This window comes from Variovorax paradoxus (assembly GCF_000834655.1).
Lineage (GTDB): Bacteria > Pseudomonadota > Gammaproteobacteria > Burkholderiales > Burkholderiaceae_C > Variovorax > Variovorax paradoxus_F.
On the sequence record NZ_JXQQ01000048.1, the window covers coordinates 98,998 to 120,757 of the forward strand.

The 21,760-nt window shown below is 68.0% G+C and carries 24 protein-coding genes and 1 tRNA gene; 13 read left to right on the forward strand and 12 right to left on the reverse strand.

Annotation, left to right across the window (positions count from 1 at the left end):
- The first annotated feature begins 3 nt into the window (after window positions 1–3).
- Window positions 4–444, forward strand: a complete 441-nt coding sequence (locus RT97_RS20735; protein ID WP_042580706.1) for a MaoC family dehydratase — start codon at window positions 4–6, stop codon at window positions 442–444.
- Between the two features lie 60 nt (window positions 445–504).
- On the opposite strand, the gene RT97_RS20740 is transcribed toward RT97_RS20735, so the two are convergent.
- Window positions 505–1,005: a hypothetical protein gene (locus RT97_RS20740; protein ID WP_042580707.1), complete on the reverse strand. Its 501-nt coding sequence runs from the start codon at window positions 1,003–1,005 to the stop codon at window positions 505–507.
- 267 nt (window positions 1,006–1,272) lie between these two features.
- On the opposite strand from RT97_RS20740, the gene RT97_RS20745 reads away from it, so the two are divergent.
- The 3 genes from RT97_RS20745 to RT97_RS20755 all read left to right on the forward strand — a co-directional run bounded on the left by RT97_RS20745 (window position 1,273) and on the right by RT97_RS20755 (window position 2,770).
- Window positions 1,273–1,734 (forward strand): Rrf2 family transcriptional regulator, encoded by a 462-nt coding sequence (locus RT97_RS20745; protein ID WP_042580708.1) that lies wholly within the window; start codon window positions 1,273–1,275, stop codon window positions 1,732–1,734.
- On the forward strand, window positions 1,724–2,629 hold the full coding sequence (locus tag RT97_RS20750) for an NAD(P)/FAD-dependent oxidoreductase (RefSeq protein ID WP_042580709.1): 906 nt from the start codon (window positions 1,724–1,726) through the stop codon (window positions 2,627–2,629). Before RT97_RS20745 ends, RT97_RS20750 begins: the two co-directional genes overlap by 11 nt.
- Window positions 2,630–2,694: 65 nt before the next feature.
- Window positions 2,695–2,770, forward strand: a tRNA-Gly gene (locus tag RT97_RS20755).
- A gap of 53 nt (window positions 2,771–2,823) precedes the next feature.
- Here the strand turns inward: RT97_RS20755 and fahA are convergent.
- The 7 genes from fahA to RT97_RS20790 are packed head-to-tail and all read right to left on the reverse strand — an operon-like array spanning window position 2,824 to window position 9,100.
- Window positions 2,824–4,146 carry a fumarylacetoacetase gene (gene fahA, locus RT97_RS20760; RefSeq protein WP_042580710.1) on the reverse strand — a complete coding sequence of 441 codons (1,323 nt, stop codon included), beginning with the start codon at window positions 4,144–4,146 and terminating at the stop codon, window positions 2,824–2,826.
- A gap of 19 nt (window positions 4,147–4,165) precedes the next feature.
- The gene (locus RT97_RS20765; protein ID WP_042580711.1) at window positions 4,166–4,972 is read right to left on the reverse strand and encodes a cyclase family protein; all 807 of its coding nucleotides are present in this window, start codon (window positions 4,970–4,972) and stop codon (window positions 4,166–4,168) included.
- A 47-nt stretch (window positions 4,973–5,019) separates the two neighbouring features.
- A complete protein-coding gene (locus RT97_RS20770) occupies window positions 5,020–5,811 on the reverse strand; it encodes an ABC transporter permease (protein WP_042580712.1) in 792 nt (263 codons plus the stop codon).
- Entirely contained in the window at window positions 5,808–6,578 is a 771-nt protein-coding gene (locus RT97_RS20775; RefSeq protein ID WP_042580713.1) for an ABC transporter permease, read from the reverse strand. The genes RT97_RS20770 and RT97_RS20775 overlap by 4 nt, the downstream gene beginning before the upstream one ends.
- Complete coding sequence (locus RT97_RS20780; RefSeq protein WP_042580714.1) at window positions 6,571–7,428, reverse strand: ABC transporter ATP-binding protein; 858 nt, start codon at window positions 7,426–7,428, stop codon at window positions 6,571–6,573. The genes RT97_RS20775 and RT97_RS20780 overlap by 8 nt, the downstream gene beginning before the upstream one ends.
- Complete coding sequence (locus RT97_RS20785) at window positions 7,425–8,372, reverse strand: ABC transporter substrate-binding protein (protein WP_042580715.1); 948 nt, start codon at window positions 8,370–8,372, stop codon at window positions 7,425–7,427. The genes RT97_RS20780 and RT97_RS20785 overlap by 4 nt, the downstream gene beginning before the upstream one ends.
- Window positions 8,369–9,100, reverse strand: coding sequence for a TetR/AcrR family transcriptional regulator (locus RT97_RS20790; protein WP_042580716.1), 732 nt, complete (start codon window positions 9,098–9,100; stop codon window positions 8,369–8,371). Before RT97_RS20790 ends, RT97_RS20785 begins: the two co-directional genes overlap by 4 nt.
- 101 nt (window positions 9,101–9,201) lie before the next feature.
- Between RT97_RS20790 and RT97_RS20795 the strand changes: the two genes are divergently transcribed.
- Together RT97_RS20795 and RT97_RS20800 are read left to right on the forward strand one after the other, a co-directional pair.
- Window positions 9,202–11,196 (forward strand): acetoacetate--CoA ligase, encoded by a 1,995-nt coding sequence (locus RT97_RS20795; RefSeq protein ID WP_042580717.1) that lies wholly within the window; start codon window positions 9,202–9,204, stop codon window positions 11,194–11,196.
- Between the two features lie 8 nt (window positions 11,197–11,204).
- Entirely contained in the window at window positions 11,205–11,660 is a 456-nt protein-coding gene (locus tag RT97_RS20800) for a YbaY family lipoprotein (RefSeq protein ID WP_042580718.1), read from the forward strand.
- Window positions 11,661–11,667: 7 nt separating this feature from the next.
- Here the strand turns inward: RT97_RS20800 and RT97_RS20805 are convergent, their stop codons facing one another.
- Both RT97_RS20805 and RT97_RS20810 read right to left on the reverse strand, forming a co-directional pair.
- Window positions 11,668–13,623: an adenylate/guanylate cyclase domain-containing protein gene (locus tag RT97_RS20805; RefSeq protein WP_042580719.1), complete on the reverse strand. Its 1,956-nt coding sequence runs from the start codon at window positions 13,621–13,623 to the stop codon at window positions 11,668–11,670.
- A gap of 184 nt (window positions 13,624–13,807) precedes the next feature.
- Window positions 13,808–14,518, reverse strand: coding sequence for a 2OG-Fe(II) oxygenase (locus RT97_RS20810; RefSeq protein WP_042580720.1), 711 nt, complete (start codon window positions 14,516–14,518; stop codon window positions 13,808–13,810).
- 99 nt (window positions 14,519–14,617) lie between these two features.
- Here RT97_RS20810 and RT97_RS20815 point away from each other — a divergent pair, with 99 nt between their 5' ends.
- From RT97_RS20815 to RT97_RS20825, 3 genes are read left to right on the forward strand one after another with little or no spacing between them, the layout of a single operon-like run.
- Window positions 14,618–14,983, forward strand: a complete 366-nt coding sequence (locus RT97_RS20815) for a hypothetical protein (protein ID WP_253278280.1) — start codon at window positions 14,618–14,620, stop codon at window positions 14,981–14,983.
- Window positions 14,980–15,801 carry a zeta toxin family protein gene (locus RT97_RS20820; protein ID WP_042580722.1) on the forward strand — a complete coding sequence of 274 codons (822 nt, stop codon included), beginning with the start codon at window positions 14,980–14,982 and terminating at the stop codon, window positions 15,799–15,801. Before RT97_RS20815 ends, RT97_RS20820 begins: the two co-directional genes overlap by 4 nt.
- A gap of 4 nt (window positions 15,802–15,805) precedes the next feature.
- Window positions 15,806–16,309, forward strand: a complete 504-nt coding sequence (locus RT97_RS20825) for a GFA family protein (RefSeq protein ID WP_042580723.1) — start codon at window positions 15,806–15,808, stop codon at window positions 16,307–16,309.
- Between the two features lie 13 nt (window positions 16,310–16,322).
- Here RT97_RS20825 and RT97_RS20830 read toward each other — a convergent pair whose 3' ends face one another.
- Window positions 16,323–17,225: a LysR substrate-binding domain-containing protein gene (locus tag RT97_RS20830; RefSeq protein WP_042580724.1), complete on the reverse strand. Its 903-nt coding sequence runs from the start codon at window positions 17,223–17,225 to the stop codon at window positions 16,323–16,325.
- A 185-nt stretch (window positions 17,226–17,410) separates the two neighbouring features.
- Here RT97_RS20830 and RT97_RS20835 point away from each other — a divergent pair, with 185 nt between their 5' ends.
- The 4 genes from RT97_RS20835 to RT97_RS20850 all read left to right on the forward strand — a co-directional run bounded on the left by RT97_RS20835 (window position 17,411) and on the right by RT97_RS20850 (window position 20,932).
- Window positions 17,411–18,610, forward strand: a complete 1,200-nt coding sequence (locus tag RT97_RS20835) for an acyl-CoA dehydrogenase (RefSeq protein ID WP_042580725.1) — start codon at window positions 17,411–17,413, stop codon at window positions 18,608–18,610.
- Between the two features lie 6 nt (window positions 18,611–18,616).
- Window positions 18,617–19,852 carry a CaiB/BaiF CoA transferase family protein gene (locus tag RT97_RS20840; RefSeq protein WP_042580726.1) on the forward strand — a complete coding sequence of 412 codons (1,236 nt, stop codon included), beginning with the start codon at window positions 18,617–18,619 and terminating at the stop codon, window positions 19,850–19,852.
- A 16-nt stretch (window positions 19,853–19,868) separates the two neighbouring features.
- Window positions 19,869–20,300, forward strand: coding sequence for a VOC family protein (locus RT97_RS20845; protein WP_042580727.1), 432 nt, complete (start codon window positions 19,869–19,871; stop codon window positions 20,298–20,300).
- Between the two features lie 251 nt (window positions 20,301–20,551).
- Window positions 20,552–20,932: a hypothetical protein gene (locus RT97_RS20850; protein ID WP_042580750.1), complete on the forward strand. Its 381-nt coding sequence runs from the start codon at window positions 20,552–20,554 to the stop codon at window positions 20,930–20,932.
- Between the two features lie 274 nt (window positions 20,933–21,206).
- Here the strand turns inward: RT97_RS20850 and RT97_RS20855 are convergent, their stop codons facing one another.
- A complete protein-coding gene (locus RT97_RS20855) occupies window positions 21,207–21,665 on the reverse strand; it encodes a CopD family protein (RefSeq protein WP_042580728.1) in 459 nt (152 codons plus the stop codon).
- Between the last annotated feature and the right edge of the window lie 95 nt (window positions 21,666–21,760).

A 21,760-nucleotide genomic window follows, 5' to 3' on the forward strand; every position in this document is an offset into this window, starting at 1 on the left:
CGAATGAAGTTCGCCGACTTCCATGCAGGCCAGGTCATCGAGGCCGGACCCTATGTGCTCACCGAAGCCGAGCTGGTGAAGTTCGCCGAGGCGTACGACCCCCAGTGGTTTCACACCGACGCGGAGGCTGCAGCCGAAAGCGCTTTCGGTGGACTGATCGCCAGCGGCTGGCACACCTGCGCGATCGCGATGCGCCTGGTGGTCGAAGCGGCGCTGCAGGGCTCGGAGTCCTTTGCGTCGCCGGGACTGGAGCATGTGCGCTGGCCCAACCCCGTGCGGCCCGGCGATGCCCTGCGGCTCGTGGCCGACGTGATCGAGGTGCGGCGCTCCGAGAAGCGACCGACGCTGGGCATCCTGCGCTGGCGCTGGCGGCTCTTCAACCAGCGCGAATCGATGGTGCTCGACGTGGAGGTCACCAGCCTCTTCCGGCTCGAAGCCGTCTGACACCCACAAAAAAAGCCCGCAACGCGCGAGCGCTGCGGGCTTTTTGCAAGCGGCGTTCGGTTACTTGGTCAGGTCGACCGCGCCCGAGCCCTTGGCCTTGCCGCTGGCTTTCGCGCCAACGCCGGCGCCCGAGGGCTTCACCGCGCCGCCTGCAGAGCCCACGGCACCGGTCGCGCCGTTCAGCGTGCCGCCCACGGTGTTGGTGAGACCGCCTGCCGCGCCGGTTGCACCGCCCACGGCGCCCGTGGCACCGCCGACCGTGCTGGTCGCACTGCCCACGGCACCCGTAGCGCCGCCGACGACGCCACCGACCGTGTTGCCCAGGCCGCCTGCCGCGTTTCCGGCACCGCCATTGGCGGATGCGCCCGCGCCCGCTGCGGCGCCGGTATTGGCGCCCGCGCTGCCTTGCGCCGGTGCGGCCTTGACCGTGCCCGATGTATTCACATCGGCATTCACGCCCACGCCGACCCCAACGCCCTGTGCCTGGGCGAAACCGCTCATGGCAAGAAGACCTGCGAGCAAGGCGCCGACGAAGATGGATTTGTTTTGTTGTTGCTTCATGGTGACTGTTCCTTTCGTTTGAATGGTCACTGACTGACAAGAACCGGCTTTGGGCCAGTTCGGTCGCTACCGTGACCACCTCGGACCATGTCGCCGTGTGCGGGGCGTTCGCTCTCGCTTGTGGGACGTGTCCGTCGTCCGGAGCGAGGGCTGGCGCGTTCGGGCCTGCCGCATCGCCGAGGGTCTCGCATGACGCAACCTTTCGGGTGGCAGGGTCAAAAAGGCCCTTCGCCGACGCCGCTGATTTCACGCAACTAATAATGTTGCATGAAACGAGACAGCAAGCTTTCCGGCGTCCTTCACGTGCTGCTGCACATGGCCGAGATGGACGGCCCCATCACCTCCGAGTCGCTCGCGGCGGCGATGCACACCAACCCGGTCGTCGTGCGCCGGCTCATGGCGGGGCTGCGGCAGGCGGGCTTCGTGAGTTCTGCCAAGGGCCATGGGGGCGGCTGGGTGTTGTCGTGCTCGCTGTCGCGCGTGACGCTGGGCGACATCCACAACGCCGTCGGCGCGCCCGCGCTCCTGGCCATGGGCAACCGCACCGAGAGCCCCGGCTGCATCGTCGAGCAGGCCGTCAATGCGGCGCTCGACAACGCCTTCGATGAAGCCGAGGCCTTGCTGCTCAAGCGTTTCAACAGCATCACGCTGGCCGATCTCTCCAAGGACTTTCATCGCCGCATGACAGGCGGCGGCTTCACCCAGAAGGACATTGAACATGCGCTATGACGCTCTCGTCGTGGGCGGCAGCTTTGCCGGCCTTTCCGCTGCCATGCAGCTCGCGCGCGCACGCAAGAACGTGTGCGTGGTCGATGCGGGCGCGCCGCGCAACCGCTTCGCTGCCGCGGCGCACGGCTTCTTCGGCCAGGACGGCGTGCCGCCGTTGAAGATGATTGCCGACGCTCGCGCCAAGCTGCTGGCCTATCCGAACGTCACCTTCGTCGAAGGCTGCGTGGCGAGCGCGCAGGCCGATGGTGCGGGTGGGTTCGTCGCTTCGCTCGATGGCGATCGGCAGCTCACGGCCGGCAAGCTCATGCTGGCCTTCGGCGTGCAGGACGGCTTTCCGGACGGCATCGCTGGCGTGCGCGAACGCTGGGGCGCCAGCGTGCTTCACTGCCCGTACTGCCACGGCTATGAATTCAGCGGCCGCAGGCTCGGTGTCATGGTCGAAGCCCCGCACCCGCCGGAGCACGCGTTGCTGATCGCCGAATGGGGCCCGACCACGCTCTTCCTGAACGGAAACAACACGGTGGGCGACGAGATGCGGGACAAGCTGCAGGCGCGCGGCGTGACGATCGAGGCCGGCCGCATCGTGGCGCTGGAGGGAGCGGGGCACGACCTTTCCGGCGTGCGCCTCGAAGACGGTCGCATCGTGCCGGTCGAAGCGCTGTTCATGGTCCCGCGCACGCGTCCTTCGAGCCCCATCGCCGAACAGTTGGGCTGCGCATTCGACGACGGCCCGGCCGGTCCGGTGATCCGCACCGACGCGATGAAGATGACCACCGTGCCCGGTGTGTACGCCGCAGGCGACGCGGCCATGCCGATGCACAACGCCACGCTGGCCTCGGCCGATGGCGTGATGGCCGGCACATCGATGCATCGCGCCATGGTGTTTGGCGCTTGACCCCACTTTTTTCTCGGGCTCGGGAAAATCGGGCTCGGAGCCCTCTATAATTCGACGCTCGAAATGCGGGAATAGCTCAGTTGGTAGAGCGCAACCTTGCCAAGGTTGAGGTCGAGAGTTCGAGACTCTTTTCCCGCTCCACATTTCATGCAAAAGGCCACCTCACCGGTGGCCTTTTCTTTTGGAACGCGCCTTCAGCCCTTTGCTGGCAACACCGTTCCGCGGCTCTCGCCGAATCCGATGCGCGCATGCCCCGGCTTCTCGCACCAGCCGCGCAGCAGCACTGCGTCGCCGTCTTCCACGAACCCACGCTGCTCGCCGTTGGCCAATGCAACGGGGCTCTGCCCCGCGCGCGTCAGTTCGATGATTGCGCCGGCCTCGCCCGGCCCGGGGCCCGAGATGGTGCCGCTGCCGAACAGGTCGCCCGCGTTCAGCTGGCAGCCGCCCACGGTGTGGTGCGCCACCATCTGCGCTACGCTCCAGTACTGATGTTTGAAGCTCGTGCGCGACAGGCGTGACGGGCCGCTCTTGTCCCCGCGCGCCTTTTCGCTTTCGAGCCATACCTCCAGGCGGATATCGATCGCGCCGCTGTCGCGGTTCGCCTTGCTCTCCAGGTAGTCGAGCGGCTGGGGCTCCTCGGCGGGCCGCGTCCAGGCCTGGCGATAGGGCGCAAGTGCTTCCATCGTCACGATCCACGGAGAGATGGTGGTCGCGAAGTTCTTCGCGAGGAAGGGCCCGAGCGGCGCCATCTCCCAGAACTGGATGTCGCGTGCCGACCAGTCGTTGAGCAGGCAGATGCCGAAGATGTGTTCCTCGGCGCGCTCCAGCGGAATGGGTTCGCCGGCCGCGTTGCCTTCGCCGATCCACACGCCGAGTTCGAGCTCGTAGTCCAGCCGGGCGCACGCGTGGTAGGTGGGCGTCATCGCGCCCGGCGCCATGGTCTGCCCCATCGGCCTGTGGAAGCGCTGCCCGCTCACGCCGATGGTCGAGACGCGCCCGTGGTAGGCCGTCGGAATCCAGCGGAAGTTCGGCGTGACGTCGCCCTCGGGGTTGAACAGGCGCGTGATGTTCAGCGCGTGGTCGATCGATGTGTAGAAGTCGGTGTAGTCGCCGATGCGCGCAGGCAGGGTGTATGCGACCTCGGACTGCGGCACGAGGCATTTGCGCACGTCGTCCACCGTCGCCGCGGGCGCATCGCTTCGCAGCAGCGCGAAGACCGCGTGGCGCAGCGCCCGCCACGCGGCGGGGCCGAGCGCGAAGAAATCGTTCAGCGCGGGCAGGGCGGCCACGCGCGCCGCATCGAGCGCGAGTCCTTCGACATGCGAGCCCGCGGCCAGCGCAGCGAGGTCGAGCACCTGGTCGCCGATGGCCACGCCGCCCCGAAACGGCTCGGGGCTGCCGATGCGGCGGAACTCCGCATACGGCAGGTTCTGGATCGGAAAGTCGCCACCGGCGAGATTGGCGGTATCCACCCAGCTGCGGGCGTCGACGTCGTGCGTTTGGTTGAGTTCGATCATGGATAAGGTTTTCCTTCGCTCAGACAGACGCCATCAGTGCGTCGTCGAAGATCGCGACCGCACGCGTCCAGCCCGCCGAGGCGCCGCGGATCTTGTGCGGGAAGCAGCTGATGAAAAAGCCCGTCGGCGGCAGCACCTCCAGGTTGTGCAGCTTCTCGATGTGGCAGTAGCCGATGTCGCGGCCGGCCTTGTGGCCTTCCCAGATCAGCGAGGCGTCTTGCGTCTCGCCGTACTTTTTGGCGGTGTGCACGAACGGCGCGTCCCAGCTCCATGCGTCGGTGCCCGTGAGGCGCACGCCGCGCTCCAGCAGATACATCGTCGCTTCGTAGCCCATGCCTGCGCCGGCCGACACGTAGTCGGGGTTGCCGTAGCGTTTGCCGGCGCGCGTGTTGACCACCACGATCTCCAGCGGGCTCAGCGTGTGGCCGATGCGCTTGAGCTCGGCCTCGACGTCGGCGGCCGTGACCACGTAGCCGTCGGCGAAGTGGCGAAAGTCCAGCTTCACGCCCGGCTGGAAGCACCACTCGAGCGGCACGTCGTGGATGGCGATGGCGGGCTTCTTCTCGCCGAGCGCCTTGTCCATGGTCGAGTGGAAGTGATAGGGCGCATCCAGGTGCGTGCCGTTGTGCGTGGATAGCTGCACCAGCTCCACGGCCCAGCCCTCGCCGTCCGGGAGGTCCTCTTTCTTCAGGCCGGGAAAGAAGGGTTCGATCTGCTCGTAGGTCTGCTCGTGCGTGAAGTACTGGATCTTGGGCGCGAAGGCGGGCGGGTCGGAGAGGACGTCGTTCTCCAGAAAGATCGAGAGGTCGACGAATTTGCGTGGCATGCGGGGCTCCTTGTGGGTATTGGTGTTGGCGTGGAGGAATCGATCGGTCAGGGTTGCTGCCAGCGCAGCAGGCGCTTCTCGGCAAAGGCCAGCAGCGCATTGCTCGCGAAGCCGATGAGACCGAGCAGGACGATGCCGGCGAAAAGATCGCTGGCGCGGAAGGCGCGTGCGGCCAGCAGGATGGCCTGGCCCAGGCCGCTCTGCGAGGCGATCATCTCGCCCACCACCGCGACGATCAGCGCAATGGTCAGCGCCAGGCGCATGCCGGCCAGGATGTCGGGCATCGCATTGGGCAGGCCCATCTTCCAGATGTACGCCGCACGCGACATCTGCAGGCAGCGAGCCACTTCCGCCAGACGCGGCTCCACCGCCGCGAAGCCGTGCACCGTGGCCAGCAGCACCGGCCACATCGCGCCGAACGCGACCACGAACAGCACCATGCCGGGGTTCAGCCCGAAGATCGAAATGGCGAGCGGCAGCAAGGCCGATGCGGGCAGCGGGCGGATGAATTCGAGCGTCGGTTGAACCCACGCGCGCACCGCGGGCGACACGCCGATGGCCGCGCCCAGCGCCACGCCGAACAGCGAGGCCAGCAGCCAGCCCTCGACCATGCGGCCGATCGTGGCCTGGGTGAAGGCCAGCAGTTCGCCGTTGCCTGAACCACCGGAGAGATTGAGTCCTTCGAGCAGGCTCGCGAAAGTGGCCTGCGGCGTCGGCAGGAACACCCGGCTCACCCAACCCGCGTTGCTCGCGACCCACCAGAGCGCGACGAGCGCGCAGAGCACGGCAAACGAGCCGAGCCAGTTCAGGCCCGAAAATGCGCGTTCATTGCCGTTCATGGCGCGACCCCCATGCGCCGAGCGACCGCTCGCTGCAGCAGCACCATGCCCGCGTTGACCGCGAAGCCCACCACGCCGATCCAGCCGAGCCATGCGAGCATGAGCGCGGGGTCGAAGCTCTGCTGCGCGATCATCATCGCGTAGCCCATGCCGTTGGGATTGGCCGCGATCTCCACCGTCACGGCCACCACCAGCGCGACCGCCACACCCAGCCGCAGCGCGACGAACAGGCGGGGCACGATGGCCGGCAGCACGATCTTGAAGGCACGTTCGCGCGCCGACAGGCCCAGCACGCGACTCACTTCGAGCAGGCGCGGCTCGATCTGCTGCACCGCCGACTGCACCAGCACCAGGAGCGGCCAGAAGGTGGCGAAGGCGACGATGGCCAGTTCCATGCGCACGCCGAAGCCGAAGGCCAGCATCGCGAGCGGAATCAGCGCGACCGAGGGCACCGGCCGCAGCACCTCGATGGAGACCGAGCCCAACTGCGCCGCACGCCGCGAGAGGCCGAGCACCAGGCCCAGCGCGATGCCGAGCATGGCGCCGACCAGCAAGCCGAGCGCCGCGGTGCCGAGCGTGAACCCGGTGGCCTGCCAGAGCGAGCCGTCGAGCGCGGCGCCGACGAAGGCCCTGGCAGCCGCGCTCGGCGGCGCGAGCGCATCGCTGCCCAACGCCGCGGCGCGCCGTGCGTACCACTCGAAGGCGCCGACAAGCACCGCGGGAAACACCCACGGCCGGAGCCACCGGAAGAAGCGGCCTTCAGTCATGGCCCTGCTCGATGAAAGCGAACAGCTCACGCCGCAACTGCAGGTACTCCGGATGCTCCTTGGTGGTGAGTTGGTCGCGCGGGCGCGGGATCTTCACGTCGATCATCCGCGCGAGGCTCGGCCGTCCGGGTCCTGGATTGGCCTGCAGCGCGATCACCCGGTCGCCCAGGTAGATGGCCTCTTCGAGATCGTGCGTGACGAACAGCACCGTGAGCCCGTCGTCGCACACCAGCCGCGCCAGCTCGTCCTGCAGGCTTTGCCGCGTAAGCGCATCGAGCGCGCCGAAGGGCTCGTCCATCATCATCAGCTCGGGCTTCTGCGCGAGGCAGCGCGCGATCTGTGCGCGCTGCTGCATGCCGCCCGACAGCTGCACGGGAAACTTGTGCGCATGCTTGGCGAGGCCGACCTTGCCGAGCACGTCGGCGATGCGCGGCGCGCGCTCGGCGGCCGGCACGCCGGCCGCTTCGAGCGCGAGGCTCACGTTGCCTTCCACCGTGCGCCACGGCAGCAGCGCGCGGCCGTAGTCCTGGAACACAAACGCAACTTCGCGCGAGGGCTCGGTCATCTTCACGCCTTTGCGGCGCACCTCGCCGGCGCTCGCCGCGACGAGGCCGCTGGCTGCGCGCAGCAGCGTGGTCTTGCCGCAGCCGCTCGGGCCGACGATGCAGACGAACTCGCCGCGCGCCACTTCGAACGAGGTGGGCGAAAGAATCTCGCGGCCCCCGAGGCGGATGGTGACGCCGTCGAAGCGCAGGAACGGCGTGGCATGCGTCGCGGAACTCGATGGGGAGCGCGCGGCACTGGCGGAAAGCGCGGCGCGCGCGGTGATCGGGGCGGGCGTGGAAATCACTTGGCGATCAACTTCGCAACGTCGATGTGGGTCTTGAGCATGTCCTGCTCCTTCATGAGCCCGGTCCAGTAGCCCAGCTGCCTGTCGGTGACGACCGGGCCGGGCGGCGAGACCTGCACCTTGGCCAGCACGTCGGGCGGCAGCTTGATGTACCTGCCGATCGCCGCACGCACCTTCGAATCGTTTTTCGCCTGCTGCATGAAGCCGCCGGACTCGACCAGCGCTTCGCGGAACGCGCGCGCCGTCGCGGGGTTCTTCGCCACCCACTCGCGCTTGGCCGCATGCACGATGGTCTGGTTGTTGTCGGGCAGGAATGTCGAGTAATAGGAAGCGACATAGCCCGCGCCGCTCTCTGTGATGCGGCTCATGAACGGATCGGCCGACACCACCGCATCCACCGAGCCGCCGCGCAGCAGGTCCGCATGCTGCGGGAACGAGGCCTCGACGAAGTTGACCTTGCGGTAGTCCACGCCGCTGTCCTTAAGCCATGCGCGGAAGGTCACGTGCAGGAAGGCGCCCAGGCCCGGTACGCCGATCTTCTTGCCCACGCAGTCCTGCGGGCTCTTGATGCCCGAACCTGCGCGCGCCAAGAGGCCGAAGCTGGTGATGGTCTTGGAGGTGAGGCCGCCGCCGGCCACCAGCACGAGATCGAGGCCGCCGTCCACCGCCTGCAGGAACACCGAGGGCGTGGGGCCGCCGATCTGCAGCGAATCGGACTGCAGCGCCGCCGGGATCGTGGAGTTGAGCGGAATGAACTTGAGCTCGACGTCGAGCCCGCGTTTCTTGAAGTAGCCCTCTTCGGCTGCCACGAAGATAGAGGCGAAGTCGGTCACGGCCGTGTAGCCGAACACGATCTTCGGATGGGACTGCTGCGCGCGCAAAGGCAGCGCGGCGGCGGCCGATGCGGCCGCGAGCGCCGACAGCAGGGTGCGTCGTTTCATCATGTCTTGTGTCTCCGGGTGGGGGTCTTCTGTGTGCGCGGGGTCTTGGGCTTCGGCAGCGCGGCGCGCAGGCCGCCGACGATGAAGTTCACCAGCATCGGCGCCATCGCGGGATCGGCGCGCTTGTTCTCGCCGCGCGAAAGCCGTTCGATGCGGGTGTCGTTCAGGTGATGCAGCAGCGCGCCGAGCGCGAACTGGTAGCCCCACGCGACCTGGCTGCGCGTGGCGTGCGGCAGTGCGACGTGCAGCGCATCGATGTACGCGGTGGCCAGCGGATCGAAGTAGCCGCGCAGCACGCGGTCGGCTTCCTCGGTCGCGTGATAGAGCTCGCGCGCCACCAGCAGCGCGTAGTACTCGCCCTCGGCGCTCGCGCGCAAGGCAAGCACGGGCGCGGTGAAGGCTTCGATGATGCGCGGCAGCGTGTGCGCGTCGTCGGGGTCGTTGTCCACCTTGTTCAGGCGCGCGAGCCGCTCGTCGATCGAGTGGCTCCAGTGCTCGAAGATGGCGTGGAAGAGGTCTTGCTTCGGCCCGAAGTAATAGCCCACCAGCGCCAGCGGCACGCTCGCCTCCTCGGCGATCTGCCGGATCGTCACCGCGTGGTAGCCGTGCTGCGCGAACAGCTTCTCGGCGGCCAGCAGGATGGCCTGGCGGCGGTCGGGGCGGCCGGCTTCGGCGGTGATGGTCGCTGCCCGCGAAGGGCTGCGCCGTGCGGTCGGGGTGCGGGTGCTCATGGGTGCGTATTGAACGCTTGTACAAAAATGTTGAACACGCGTACAAACCCTGAGGTCAACCCCGATTGAGCACGCCTGTTGGCAGCGCTACGCTTGCTTGCATGCCCGCTCCCAACATCCCCCAGATCCGCCTCTATCAAAACTGGCTGCGTGAAGCGCGCGGCCTCTCGTTCGACACCTACGACGCGCTGTGGCGCTGGTCCGTCACCGACCTCGATGCCTTCTGGCAAAGCATCTGGGACTACGCCGGCCTCGAGTCGCCGACGCCGCACACCGCGGTGCTCGCCCAGGCGCGCATGCCCGGCGCGCGCTGGTTCCCTGGCGCGCAGGTCAACTACACGCGCGAGGTGCTGCGCCATGCCGATGCGGCGCACGCGGCAGGCATGCCCGCCATCGTGAGCGACAACGAACTCGGCGAAGTACGCGAGCTGTCGTGGCCCGAGATGCGCCGCCAGGTCGCCGCAGTGGCGCTCACGCTCAAGTCGCTCGGCGTGCAGCGTGGCGACCGCGTGGCCGCCTACATGCCCAACGTGCCCGAGACGATGGTCGCGTTTCTCGCGTGCTCCAGCATCGGTGCGATCTGGAGCGTGTGCGCGCCCGACATGGGCACCGCCGCCGTGGCCGACCGCTTCCGCCAGATCGAGCCCAAGGTGCTGATCGCCGTGGACGGCGTGCATTACGGCGGCAAGCCGCTCGACCGCAGCGCCGTGCTGAAGGAGCTGCGTGCGCAGTTGCCGAGCGTGAAAAAGCTGCTGCTCGTGAAGACGCCGTTCGCAGCAGGCGCGGTCGAACACGACGTCGACTGGACCGGGGCCATCGCGCGCAACGACGCGGAGGTCGCCGCCTTCGAACCCGAATGGCTGCCCTTCGACCACCCGATCTGGATCGTCTATTCGAGCGGCACCACCGGTCTGCCCAAACCCATCGTGCACGGGCAGGGCGGCATCCTCCTGACGATGCACGCCTGTGGCCTGCACAACGACGTGGGCGCAAGCTACGGCGCCAACAACTTCGGCGAGCGCTACCACTGGTACAGCTCCACCGGCTGGGTGATGTGGAATTCGCAGCTCTCGGGCATGGCCTTCGGCGCGACCATCTGCATCTACGACGGCAACCCGGCCGGCAGCAAGGAGAAGCCCGACTGGGGCGTGCTGTGGCGCTTCGTCGCGCGGCACAAGGTCACCTTCTTCGGCGCTGGTGCGGCCTACTTCACCAATTGCATGAAGGCCGGCATCGTCGCGAAGGAATACGGCGATCTTTCTCGCGTCCGGGCGCTCGGCAGCACCGGCTCGCCGCTGCCCGACGAGGTGCAGCGCTGGGGCTCGCAGCAGATCCTCGATGCGGGCTCCAGGGACGTGTGGTGGTGCAACATTTCAGGCGGCACCGACTTCTGCGGCGCCTTCGTCGGCGGCAACCGCGAGCTGCCCGAGGTGCCGGGCCAGATGCAGTGCCGCGAACTCGGCCATGCGGTGGAGGCATGGAACGAGCAGGGCCAGCCGGTCATCGGCGAAGTGGGCGAGCTGGTCTGCACCAAGGCCATTCCGTCGATGCCGCTCTACTTCTGGGGCGACGAGGGCAATGCGCGCTACGTGTCGAGCTACTTCGACACCTACCCCGGTGTATGGCGCCATGGCGACTGGATAAAAATCGGCGAAGACGGCGGCTGCATCATCTACGGCCGCAGCGACGCCACCATCAACCGCCAGGGCCTGCGCATGGGCACCAGCGAGATCTACAGCGCGGTCGAAGGGCTGCCCGAGGTGCTCGACTCGATGGTGGTCGATCTCGAATACCTGGGCCGCGACAGCTACATGCCGCTCTTCGTGGTGCTGCGCCCGGGCATCGCGCTCGACGAAGCGATGCGAAACCGGCTCAACAACGCGATCAAGACTTCGCTCTCGCCGCGCTTCGTGCCCAACGAGATCTTCCAGGTCGCCGAGATTCCGCGCACGCTCTCGGGCAAGAAGCAGGAGCTGCCGATCAAGAAGCTGCTGCTGGGCCAGCCGATCGAGAAGGTGGTCAACCGAGAGGCGATGGCCAACCCCGCAAGCCTCGATTGGTATGTGGCTTTTGCCGCGCAGCGTGCCTCCGCATAATTGTCCGGATGAAAAGACGCACCAGCCTTGTCCTGCTTTCCGCCGCTGCCGGCGCCTCGTTGCTGAGCGCCTGTGCGTCGCCTTCTTCGGCGGTGTCGAAACCGGCGCCGCCCGCCGCTTCATCGCTGCGCGTGAGCGGCACGGTGGCCTACCGCCAACGCATCGCGCTCGACCCCTCGGCGGAGGTCGTGGTCCAGCTGCTCGATGTGTCGCGGATGGATGCGCCCTCGGTCACGCTCGCAGAGCAGCGCATCAAGGCCAACGGCAGGCAGCCGCCCTTCGCCTACGAACTGCAGGTCGATGCCGCGCGCATCGATCCGCGCATGCGCTACGCGGTGTCGGCGCGCATCCTGCGCGGCGAGCAGCTGCTCTTCATCAACGACACGCAGTACCCGGTGCTCACGCAGGGCAGCGGCACGACGGCCAGCCTGGTGCTGGTGCGCGTCGCGCCGTCGCCGCGCTGAACGACGCTCAAGGCGTCATCAGCTCGTAGAGCACCATGCGCGTCTGCCGGCCGCGCAGCTCCACAAGCTCCTCGATGCGGCGCGTGCTCAGGCGCCCCTTCAGGCCCTCGAAGGTGTCTTCCGACACCAAAGTCTGCGTGCCCAGCTGCTTGTTGATGCCCTCGATGCGGCTGGCCACGTTGATGACATCGCCGAAGGCCGTGTAGGAGAGCCGGTCGTTCGATCCCAGCACCCCTGCGATCACCACGCCGGTGTGGATGCCGATGCGGGTGCGGAATTCGGGCAGCCCCTTGGCGCGCCATTTCCGGTTGAGCTCGTTCATCTGCGCATGCAGCTGCAGCGCGGCGAGGCACGCGCGGTACTCCGCATCCTTCATGTCCGCCGGTGCGCCCCACAGCACCATGATGCCGTCGCCGATGAACTTGTCGACCACGCCGCCGTAGCGCGCGAACACGCCCGTCGCAAGGTTGAAGTACTCGGTCAGCATGCCCACCAGCACGTCGATGGGAAGGGACTCCGAGATCGAGGTGAAGCCCCCCACGTCGGTGAACATCACCGTCACGCGGCGCGCCGCGCCGTTGGGCGCGAGCGAATGCCCTTCGGCCACGAGCTGGTTGATCACGTCCACCGGCACGAACTTGCTGAATGCCTTGAGGCTGCGCGCCGAGTCGTCCAGCGCCTGGTCCAGGTGCTGGATCTCCAGCACGCGGCTGGGTTCGCGCGGCAGGTTGTCCAGCTCCAGCAGGCCGATGCGACGCGCGATGCGCGAGAGGTTCTCCACCGGCGCCGTCACCAGCTTGGAGAGCTTGAGCGACATGAACAGCGCCATTCCCAGGAACACCAGCGCCAGCAGCAGCCCCCAGAGCACCGCGCGGCGCAGGTCGCCCAGCACCATGTCCTCGGGCACCCAGCTCACCAGCTCCCAGCCCGTGGACGGGATGAGCGAGGTCTGCACCAGGTAGCGCTGTCCGTCGAAGTCGAACGAGAAGGTCGAGTCGTCGCCGCCGCCCGCGGTGCCGTCGGCCACCATGTGCTCATGGAGCGCGCCGAGCACGCCCGAGGGCGGCTCCAGCTTGTGCAGCACGCCCGGCTGGTCGCTGCGTGCCAGCACCTTGCTGTCGGCGCTCAGGAGCGCGCTGTTGCCGTAGCCGTTGCTGCTGAACAGGCGCACGAACTCCGACAGCCGCCCGAGCGACACGTCGCCCGCCGCCACCAGCGCCTTGGTGCCGCCTTCGGCGTAGCGGCGCGCGCTCGGCAGCGCATAGGTCACGCCCAGTTCCTGGGCCGCGGCGAACACGTAGGGCTGCGTCCATGTCGGCTGCTGCGTCTTGGTGGCCTGCTGGAACCAGCCGCGCCGGGTCGGGTCGTAGCTGCTGCGAAAGGACTCGATGCGCTGCGTGGCAAAGCGCTGCTGCACGTCCAGTTCGGCCCCGAAGGGACGCTTGTAGTGCCAGGTCTCGGTGGTGAAGTCCGCGCCGAGCGCGATGTGCCGGATCGCGGGCACCGGGTAGCGCAGCGCCATCAGCATCTGGCCGCTCTCGTTGGCCACGTACACGCTGTCGAGCTCGGGCGATTGCTGCAACAGCGTCCAGAGCAACTCCGAGGTGCGGTCGACATGCTCGCCCGCGGGGCTCAGGCTCGGCGCGCTGCCGATGGCGCCGACCACCGACTCTGCCTTGGCAAGGAATGCGAGCACCTTGTCCTCGATCCGGTCGTGGTTGGCCCGGTGCGCGGAAGTGCCGATGTTCGACACCAGCCGCTGCGAGCCCCAGTAGCCGAGCGAGACCAGCAGCAACGACTGGGCCAGGGCGACCGCGCTGACGATGGTGCCCACGTCGACCCTGAAGTGGCGCGAGCGCCGGGGCGGTGCCTCGGGACCTGCCGCCGGCGGCGTGCGCACGCCAGTGGGTTCAAACGGCGGCTTTCCCGCCACATCCGGAGATCCGGACGAGTTCATGTTCATACAGCTCCCTGTCGACCGTCGAACGCATCCGCTGCGGGTCGGCCGCGGATCGGCGCCAGGGTGTCCTGCCGTTCCGATCGTTGGGTGTCGGAAATTCTGGAAGGCGCGCCCGGCGCGACAGGGATTTTGCGCGACTTCGGCTTTTCCGTGCATTAGTGCACGGTTGTTCGGCAGTCCGGAGGTCTCAGCGCGCGTCGTGGAAGATGAGGCCCACCGTGTGGCGGCGCCCCGAGCGCAGGCGGCTCACGCCGTGGCGCATGGTCACGCGGTAGGTGCCGCGCGAGCCCGCCACCGGGCGCTGGTTGACCGCGAAGATCACCGCCTCGCCCTGCGCGAGCGACACCACCTCGGCGCGCGACTGCATGCGTGGGCGCTGCTCGGTGAGCACGAACTCGCCGCCGGTGAAGTCCTCGCCCGGCCGGCTCAGCAGCACCGTGAGCTGCAGCGGAAACTGCAGGTCGCCGTACAGGTCCTGGTGCAGGCAGTTGTAGTCGCCCTCGTCGTAGCGCAGCAGCAGCGGGGTGGGGCGCAGCTGGCCTGCCGCATGGCAGCGCGCGAGGTACGCCGCGTGATCGGGCGGGTAGTCGGCCGGCTGGCCCATGGCGCTGGCCCAGGCATTGGCCAGCGGCGCGAGGCGTTCGTACAGCGCGCTGCGCCACGCAGCCACGATCTGCGGCAGCGGGTTCGCGAAGTACTGGTACTCGCCCTGCCCGAAGCCGTGCCGCTGCATCACCACGCGGCTGCGGAAATGGCCGCCTTCGTCGTACATCGCCGCGAGCTGGGCGCATTCCTTCGGGGTGAACAGCTGGCCGGTGGCGGCGCAGCCGCGGGCGGCCAGATCGGTCTCGATGCGGGGCCAGTCGAGCGCGTCGATGCGCAAAGCATGGGTTGTCATGTCCGCAGTGTCTCGCCGCCGCGCGCGCGGGGCTCGCCGTATTCGGACACCGGTATGCGAGCGCGGCCTTTGACGCGCAGGCTGGTGGGCGCCGGGGGTTTGAGCGATCATCCGGCGATGGCAAGAGAAAAATCCGTCGCGCGGGAAAGCACCGCCGCGCAGTTGGTCCAGGGACGGCCGGTTGCAACGCTGGGGCGCGGCATGACCTTGATCAAGACCGGTAAAGCCCCCCGTCCCGCGGTGCGCCCCGAGGACAACACAACCGTGCTTCTGAAGAAGGCGGCCCGCGCGCTCAACAAGCCCGGCATCGACAGGTCGGTCGTTTTCCACGGCCCCAATGCGGCCCGGATATTCGCCTACTACGCCGACCCGCAGGACCCGACCCGGGTCGTTCGCGAAGCGGCCGACGGCACCAAGGTCACCGGCAGCCTGGTCGACGGAAAGTTTCGCGCGAGCAAGGCGTGAGCCGCCGCCCCCCGACGCTGGAAAAGCTCCTCGACCAGACGCGGGGCCCGCGTCCGGTGGCCTTCGTCCTGTCCGGCCACAACGGCGCCGGCAAATCCACGCTCTGGTACTCGCGCCTGGCCGGGTCGCTGCGCATGCCGCTCGTCAACGCCGACCGGATGATGATGTCCATCCTGCCCGATGCGGACCCCAAGACCGGCCACATCCCCGCCTGGGCTCAGCAGCTGCGCGACGACGACGAGAAATGGCAGGTGCTGTCGCAGGAGGGCGTGCGCGCCTTCAAGAGCCTGGTGATGGACCAGCGCATGCCCTTCGCCTTCGAGACGGTCTTCTCGCACTGGCAGCCCTTGCCCGGCGGCGGCCATGCGTCGAAAGCCGACGACATCCGCGCGATGCAGCAGGCGGGCTATTTCGTGGTCCTGCTGTTCGTGGGGCTGGTGTCAGTGGACATGTCGGTCTTTCGCGTGAGCACCCGAAAGCAGCAGGGCGGCCACGACGTGGATCGCAGGAAGCTCGTCGAGCGATTTCCGCGCACGCAGGCCGCGGTCGGGCATGCGACGCAGATCGCGAACATGACGCTCATGTTCGACAACAGCCGCTCCGAGAAGAATGCCTTCGCGCTGGTGCGGGCGCAGGCCAGGAGGAAGATCCTGTTCGATGCGCGGGACCCGCAGTTCGATGTCGATCCGGAACTGCGCGCCGTCTGCGACCCGTGGCTCGGGAAGGTCACCGGGCCTTTCAAGGCGCGTCGAAAACCATCGATCAAACCACCGGCGAAGAAGGCGGCATCGCCTGCGCCATCCGACACCAGGAAGTAATCCGATGAACACACCTGCACACACGGCCGATCCAATCGCCGACGACTGGCAACTCCCCTGGGAAGGCGGCTGCCGCTGCGGCCAGGTGCGCCTGCGCATCACGGCGCCGCCGCTGCTGTCGATGGCCTGCCACTGCACCGGTTGCCAGCGCATGAGCGCGAGCGCCTTCTCGCTGTCGCTCGCCATCCCGACACCGGGCTTCGAAGTCGTGTCCGGCGAGCCTGTCATCGGCGGCCTGCATGGCGACTCGCACCACTACTTCTGCCCGCGCTGCAAGAGCTGGATGTTCACCCGCACCGAGGGCATGGACGAGTTCGTCAACATCCGGCCCACGATGCTCGACCGCCACGAATGGTTCGTGCCGTTCATGGAAACCTGGACCGACGAGAAGCTGCCCTGGGCCGCGACGCCCGCGGTGCACAGCTTCGCCATGCTGCCCGATCTCGAGGCCTTTCCGGCGCTGATCCAGGCCTATGCGCTAGAGGGCGCGCGGCCCTCGAAGGCGTGAGCGCTCGGGCCGGTCAGCCCTGGCGGGCCTGCGCCAGCAGCCAGTCGCTGAAGAACCTGAGCAGCGGCCGCTGGTCGGCCCGCTCCGGCGTCACGAGGTAGTAGTTGCGCTCGCCCGAGAGCGGCCGGGCGCACGCCACCACCAGTTCGCCGCGCGCGAGTTCGTCGGCCACCAGCATCGTCGGCATCAGCGCGACGCCCAGGCCGTGCGAGGCCGCCGCGGCGAGGATGGAGAACAGCTCGTAGCGCGGCCCACCGCGTGCGTTGGGTGCGTCGATCTGCTGCGCGTCGAACCACTGGCGCCAGCCGTCGGGCCGCGTGCTCTGCTGCAGCAGCGGCATCTTCGCAATGACCGCGGGCGCCACGGCCTTGCCGCGCGGAAGCAGGGAAGGGCTGCACACCGGCACCACGTCCTCGTGCATCAGCAGCAGCGCGCGCGTGCCGGCCCAGTTCTCGACCTGCGCGGGCGTGCCGGCGTAGAGGGCCGCATCGAACTCGGCATCGGCGAAGAGAAAGGGGCGGGTGCGCGTCTCGATGTGCACCACCACGTCGGGCTGCAGCGCGGCGAAGCCCTTCAGGCGCGGCATCAGCCAGCGCGTGGCGAAGGTGGGCACCGCCGCCAGCGAGAGCGAGCCGCCTTCGCCCTGGTGCGCCATGGCATCGAGCGTGTCGCGCTCCATCGCTTCGAGCCGCTTGGTGATCTGCCGCGCATAGGCCGCGCCGCTCGCGGTGAGCGCCACGCCGTGCCGCGTGCGGCGAAAGAGCGCGACGCCGAGGAACGCCTCGAGCGTGCCGATCTGGCGCGACACCGCGCTCTGGGTGAGCGCGAGTTCCTGCGCGGCGCGCGTGTAGCTCTCGTGGCGCGCGGCGGCGTCGAAGCACACGAGGGTTTGCAGGGGTGGGATCTTGCGGCGCATGTATGCCTCGGGTGTATGTATGGAGACCGGGCCTCGCCAATGGCGGGGCCACTCGAACATCTTGCAAGACATTCTACAAACGCATATCTGGGTGAGGATTCATCGTTTGCGCCCAGCCCCTCGCGTGGCTAGGATCGCTCCCATCCCCCTCTTTTTCTCTTTTTCCCTCTTTCCGGAGACAGCACATGGCCGCCAAAGCGCAATTCCACTGGGACGATCCCCTTCTTCTCGACCAGCAACTGACCGACGAAGAACGCATGATCCGCGACGCGGCCAATGCCTACTGCCAGGAGCGCCTGGCGCCCCGGGTCATCGAGGGCTTCCGCACCGGCGAGACCGACCCCGCCATCTTTCGTGAAATGGGCGCGCTCGGCCTCCTCGGCCCCACGATTCCCGAGCAGTACGGCGGCCCCGGCCTCAACTACGTGGCCTATGGCCTGATCGCCCGCGAAGTCGAGCGCGTCGATTCGGGCTACCGCTCGATGGCCAGCGTGCAGAGCTCGCTGGTGATGGTGCCGATCTTCGAATTCGGCACCGAGGCGCAAAAGCAGAAGTTCCTGCCCAAGCTTGCCACCGGCGAATGGATCGGCTGCTTCGGCCTCACCGAACCCGACCACGGCTCCGACCCCGGCAGCATGGTCACCCGCGCCAAGAAGGTGCCGGGCGGCTATTCGCTCAGCGGCGCCAAGATGTGGATCAGCAACTCGCCCATCGCCGACGTGTTCGTCGTGTGGGCCAAGGAAGTCAGCGAAAGCGGCACGGTCGGCCCGATCCGCGGCTTCGTGCTCGAGAAGGGCATGAAGGGTCTCTCGGCTCCCGCGATCCACGGCAAGGTGGGCCTGCGCGCCAGCATCACCGGCGAAATCGTGATGGACGGCGTGTTCTGCCCCGAAGAGAACGCCTTCCCCGAAGTGCAAGGCTTGAAGGGCCCCTTCACCTGCCTGAACAGCGCCCGCTACGGCATCTCGTGGGGCGCGCTCGGTGCCGCCGAAGACTGCTGGCACCGCGCCCGCCAGTACACACTCGACCGCAAGCAGTTCGGCCGCCCGCTCGCGGCGAACCAGCTCATCCAGAAGAAGCTGGCCGACATGCAGACCGAGATCACGCTGGGCCTGCAAGGCAGCCTGCGCCTGGGCCGCATGAAGGACGAGGGCACCGCCTCCGTCGAGATCACCTCGATCATGAAGCGCAACAACTGCGGCAAGGCTCTGGACATCGCCCGCCTGGCGCGCGACATGATGGGCGGTAACGGCATCAGCGACGAGTTCGGCGTGGCCCGCCACCTGGTGAACCTCGAAGTGGTCAACACCTACGAAGGCACGCACGACATCCACGCGCTGATCCTGGGCCGCGCGATCACCGGCATCGCCGCTTTCGCGAACTAAGCGCGAATGACCAAGCCCGCAGCCCTGGACGGCATCAAGGTCCTGGATCTGTCCCGCGTGCTCGCGGGCCCGTGGTGCACGCAGATCCTCGCGGACCTGGGTGCCGACGTCATCAAGATCGAGCGCCCCGGCGTGGGCGACGACACGCGCACCTGGGGCCCGCCGTTCATCAAGGACGCGGACGGCAACGACACCGACCAGGCCAGCTACTTCACCGCCTGCAACCGCAACAAGCGCTCGGTCACGGTCGACATGGCCACGGCCGACGGGCAGGCGCTGCTGCAGCAGATGGCGGCGCAGGCCGACATCGTGGTGGAGAACTTCAAGACCGGTGGCCTCAAGCAATACGGCCTCGACCAGGAGAGCCTGCGCGCGGCCAACCCACGCCTCATCTATTGCAGCGTGACCGGCTTCGGCCACGACGGCCCGTACGCCGAGCGCGCGGGCTACGACCTGATGATCCAGGCCATGACCGGCATGATGAGCATCACCGGCCGTCCCGACGACGTGCCCGGCGGCGGCCCGTTGCGCGTGGGCGTGGCGCTCACCGACCTGTTCACCGGCGTCTACGCGAGCACCGCAATCCTCGCTGCACTGCAGGTGCGCGACCGCACCGGCGAAGGCCAGCACATCGACATGGCGCTGCTCGACGTGGGCATGGCCATCCTGGCCAACCAGGCGAGTGCGTTCCTCAACACCGGCAAGGCGCCGCAGCGGCAGGGCAACACGCACCCGAGCCTGGCGCCCTACCAGGACTTTCCGACGCTCGATGGCTCGATGCTGCTGGCCATCGGCAACAACGGGCAGTTCGCGCGTTTCTGCGAAGCGGCCGGCCACGCGGAGTGGGCGGCCGATGCGCGCTTTGCGACCAACACGCTGCGCGTGAAGCACCGCGGCGTGCTGATCCCGATGATGGAAGAACTCACCCGCACCCGCAGCACCGCCGACTGGGTCGCGCTGCTCGAAGACAAGGCGGTGCCCTGCGGCCCGATCAACGACATCGCGCAGGCCTTCGACGACGCGCAGGTCAAGGCGCGGGGCCTGGCGGTCACGCTGCCGCGCGATGCGGGCGACGGCATCGCCAGCATCACCGGCGTGGCGAGCCCGCTGCGCCTCTCGGCCACACCGCCCGTGCTGCGCCATGCGCCGCCGGCGCTCGGGCAGCACACGCGCGAAGTGCTGGCCGAGTTCGGCATCGACGCCGCGCGATTCGACGCCCTGCGCTCGGCGGGCGTGGTCTGAAGAAAGACGGCCGGCCATGACGGGTCCGATGCACAGCCCCCCGTTCGCGGTGCTGCGCATCGACCACGTCGTGCTGCGCGTGAAGGACATCGAACGCGCGATCGCCTTCTACCGCGACGTGCTCGGCTGCACGGTCGAGAAGCGCCGCGACGACCTGGGGCTCGTGCACATGCGCGTCGGCGCAAGCCTCATCGACCTGATCACGCCCGACGGCCCGCTGGGCAAGCAGGGCGGTGCATTGGCCGGCAAGGAAGGCCGCAACGTCGACCACCTGTGCCTGCGCATCGAGCCTTTCGACGAAACGGCGATCCGCGCCTCGATGGCACGGCACGGCGTGCCGGTGCACGGCGACGTGCAGAACAACTTCGGTGCCGAGGGCAACGGGCCCTCGATCTATATCTCCGACCCCGACGGCAACGGCGTCGAGCTCAAGGGCGCGGCCGGCTGAGCGCCGGCCTTTCGTCCACCCCTTCCCCTTCTTTTTTGAAGTGCAGTGCGGCCCGCGAGGGCCGATTTGTACGCCAGTGTGTCCAGCCGGCGAGGCGCACACACGCGCATGCAAAACCGCCCGGATCCCGACACATCGCAGATACAGCCTGTCGATGTAATTCATTCATCGCCACACGGCACCCCGACGTAGCGATGAATGTCCCGATGGAACACTTGCTCACCGACTCACTTTTTTTGAAAGACACCGCCATGAAGACCACCAAGCTCCTCCTCGCCGCAGCCGTTCTCTCCGCTTTCGCCGCTGGCGCGAGCGCCGAGGAATACCAGGGCGTGCTGCAGTTCCAGTCGACCGCCAGCCGCGCTGCCGTGCGCGCCGATGCGGTCGTTGCATCGCACAGCCCCGACCAGTACGCCGAAGGCGCATCGGCTGGCGTGCCCGTTGCCATCGCCAGCGCGACCGATCGCGCCACCGTGCGCACGCAAGCCGTTGCCGCAGCCCGCGCCGGCGACCTGTATGCCGAAGCTGCCTCCGCCGGCCCCACGCCGCGGCTGTCGAGCACGCTCGATCGGGCCACGGTGCGCGCCCAGGCCGTGGCCGCCGCGCACGGCATCGGCTCCCTCGGGTTGTAAGTGCGGCCGATGCGTCTCCATGAGGGATCGGGCGCGACCGCAGAGTCGCGTCCGATTCTTCAGGGAGATCTTCGATGACCAGGCACCCGTTCGCCGCGCATGACCGCGCGGCTTTTCTTTTGTATCTCTTGCAGTTGCATCGCCGTACTGCTGACGGCTCGAAGTACGCTGCCAACCGGCAGCCCCCGCGTAGCCAGCGTCTCAGGCGACTGATCGCCATGGCGTGATGGGGCTCGGCGAATCGAGTGGCGCTTCCCGCAAGCGCCGAGAGGCCTCAACCCGCGCGCCCGACCGTCGCGACGGCGAACACCGCGACACCGAGCGCGAGGTTCAGGCTCACGAGCTTGCGCACCGTGTTCAGCCGCGCGGCCGCCACCGGCCACGCGCTTTCTTCGACCGCACGGCGCAGCGCCTTGAACACCGAGGCGCGGATGTACACATAGATGCCCGTCATCACGATGGCGATGCTCATCATCGCCTCGATGCGCCAGTGCAGGCCGCGAAAGCCGCCGGTCAGCAGGACCATCGCAATGCCGCTTGCGAACAGCAGCGTGATCGACGCGTCCACCCCGACGAAGAAGCGCCGCAGCGCTGCCGTCATGGTGCGCAGGCGCAGCGGCGGCTCCAGCGTGGCGACGGCGGCGGGGCGCACCGCGAAATGCATGGTCGCCATGCCGCCGACCCAGAAGGCGGCAGCGACGAGGTGGATGAAAAGCAGGATGGCGTAGGGCATGGGTGCCGATCAGAACACCGAACGGTGCGCTCGCGCAATGTCGGCGTCGTTGCGTTAAAACCCATCCTCCGCACAAAGCAAGAAAGAAGAGGCTC

Excerpts from the sequence above, each read along its gene's own strand:
- RT97_RS20790 (WP_042580716.1), bottom strand. The coding sequence starts at position 9,100 with ATGAGCACCCGCACCCCGACCGCACGGCGCAGCCCTTCGCGGGCAGCG.
- RT97_RS20835 (WP_042580725.1), top strand. The coding sequence starts at position 17,411 with ATGGCCGCCAAAGCGCAATTCCACTGGGACGATCCCCTTCTTCTCGAC.
- RT97_RS20770 (WP_042580712.1), bottom strand. The coding sequence starts at position 5,811 with ATGAACGGCAATGAACGCGCATTTTCGGGCCTGAACTGGCTCGGCTCG.
- RT97_RS20840 (WP_042580726.1), top strand. The coding sequence starts at position 18,617 with ATGACCAAGCCCGCAGCCCTGGACGGCATCAAGGTCCTGGATCTGTCC.
- RT97_RS20785 (WP_042580715.1), bottom strand. The coding sequence starts at position 8,372 with ATGATGAAACGACGCACCCTGCTGTCGGCGCTCGCGGCCGCATCGGCC.
- RT97_RS20775 (WP_042580713.1), bottom strand. The coding sequence starts at position 6,578 with ATGACTGAAGGCCGCTTCTTCCGGTGGCTCCGGCCGTGGGTGTTTCCC.
- RT97_RS20740 (WP_042580707.1), bottom strand. The coding sequence starts at position 1,005 with ATGAAGCAACAACAAAACAAATCCATCTTCGTCGGCGCCTTGCTCGCA.
- RT97_RS20850 (WP_042580750.1), top strand. The coding sequence starts at position 20,552 with ATGAAGACCACCAAGCTCCTCCTCGCCGCAGCCGTTCTCTCCGCTTTC.
- RT97_RS20745 (WP_042580708.1), top strand. The coding sequence starts at position 1,273 with ATGAAACGAGACAGCAAGCTTTCCGGCGTCCTTCACGTGCTGCTGCAC.
- RT97_RS20795 (WP_042580717.1), top strand. The coding sequence starts at position 9,202 with ATGCCCGCTCCCAACATCCCCCAGATCCGCCTCTATCAAAACTGGCTG.
- RT97_RS20800 (WP_042580718.1), top strand. The coding sequence starts at position 11,205 with ATGAAAAGACGCACCAGCCTTGTCCTGCTTTCCGCCGCTGCCGGCGCC.
- RT97_RS20855 (WP_042580728.1), bottom strand. The coding sequence starts at position 21,665 with ATGCCCTACGCCATCCTGCTTTTCATCCACCTCGTCGCTGCCGCCTTC.
- RT97_RS20765 (WP_042580711.1), bottom strand. The coding sequence starts at position 4,972 with ATGCCACGCAAATTCGTCGACCTCTCGATCTTTCTGGAGAACGACGTC.
- RT97_RS20845 (WP_042580727.1), top strand. The coding sequence starts at position 19,869 with ATGACGGGTCCGATGCACAGCCCCCCGTTCGCGGTGCTGCGCATCGAC.
- RT97_RS20810 (WP_042580720.1), bottom strand. The coding sequence starts at position 14,518 with ATGACAACCCATGCTTTGCGCATCGACGCGCTCGACTGGCCCCGCATC.
- RT97_RS20825 (WP_042580723.1), top strand. The coding sequence starts at position 15,806 with ATGAACACACCTGCACACACGGCCGATCCAATCGCCGACGACTGGCAA.
- RT97_RS20805 (WP_042580719.1), bottom strand. The coding sequence starts at position 13,623 with ATGAACATGAACTCGTCCGGATCTCCGGATGTGGCGGGAAAGCCGCCG.
- fahA (WP_042580710.1), bottom strand. The coding sequence starts at position 4,146 with ATGATCGAACTCAACCAAACGCACGACGTCGACGCCCGCAGCTGGGTG.
- RT97_RS20750 (WP_042580709.1), top strand. The coding sequence starts at position 1,724 with ATGCGCTATGACGCTCTCGTCGTGGGCGGCAGCTTTGCCGGCCTTTCC.
- RT97_RS20830 (WP_042580724.1), bottom strand. The coding sequence starts at position 17,225 with ATGCGCCGCAAGATCCCACCCCTGCAAACCCTCGTGTGCTTCGACGCC.
- RT97_RS20735 (WP_042580706.1), top strand. The coding sequence starts at position 4 with ATGAAGTTCGCCGACTTCCATGCAGGCCAGGTCATCGAGGCCGGACCC.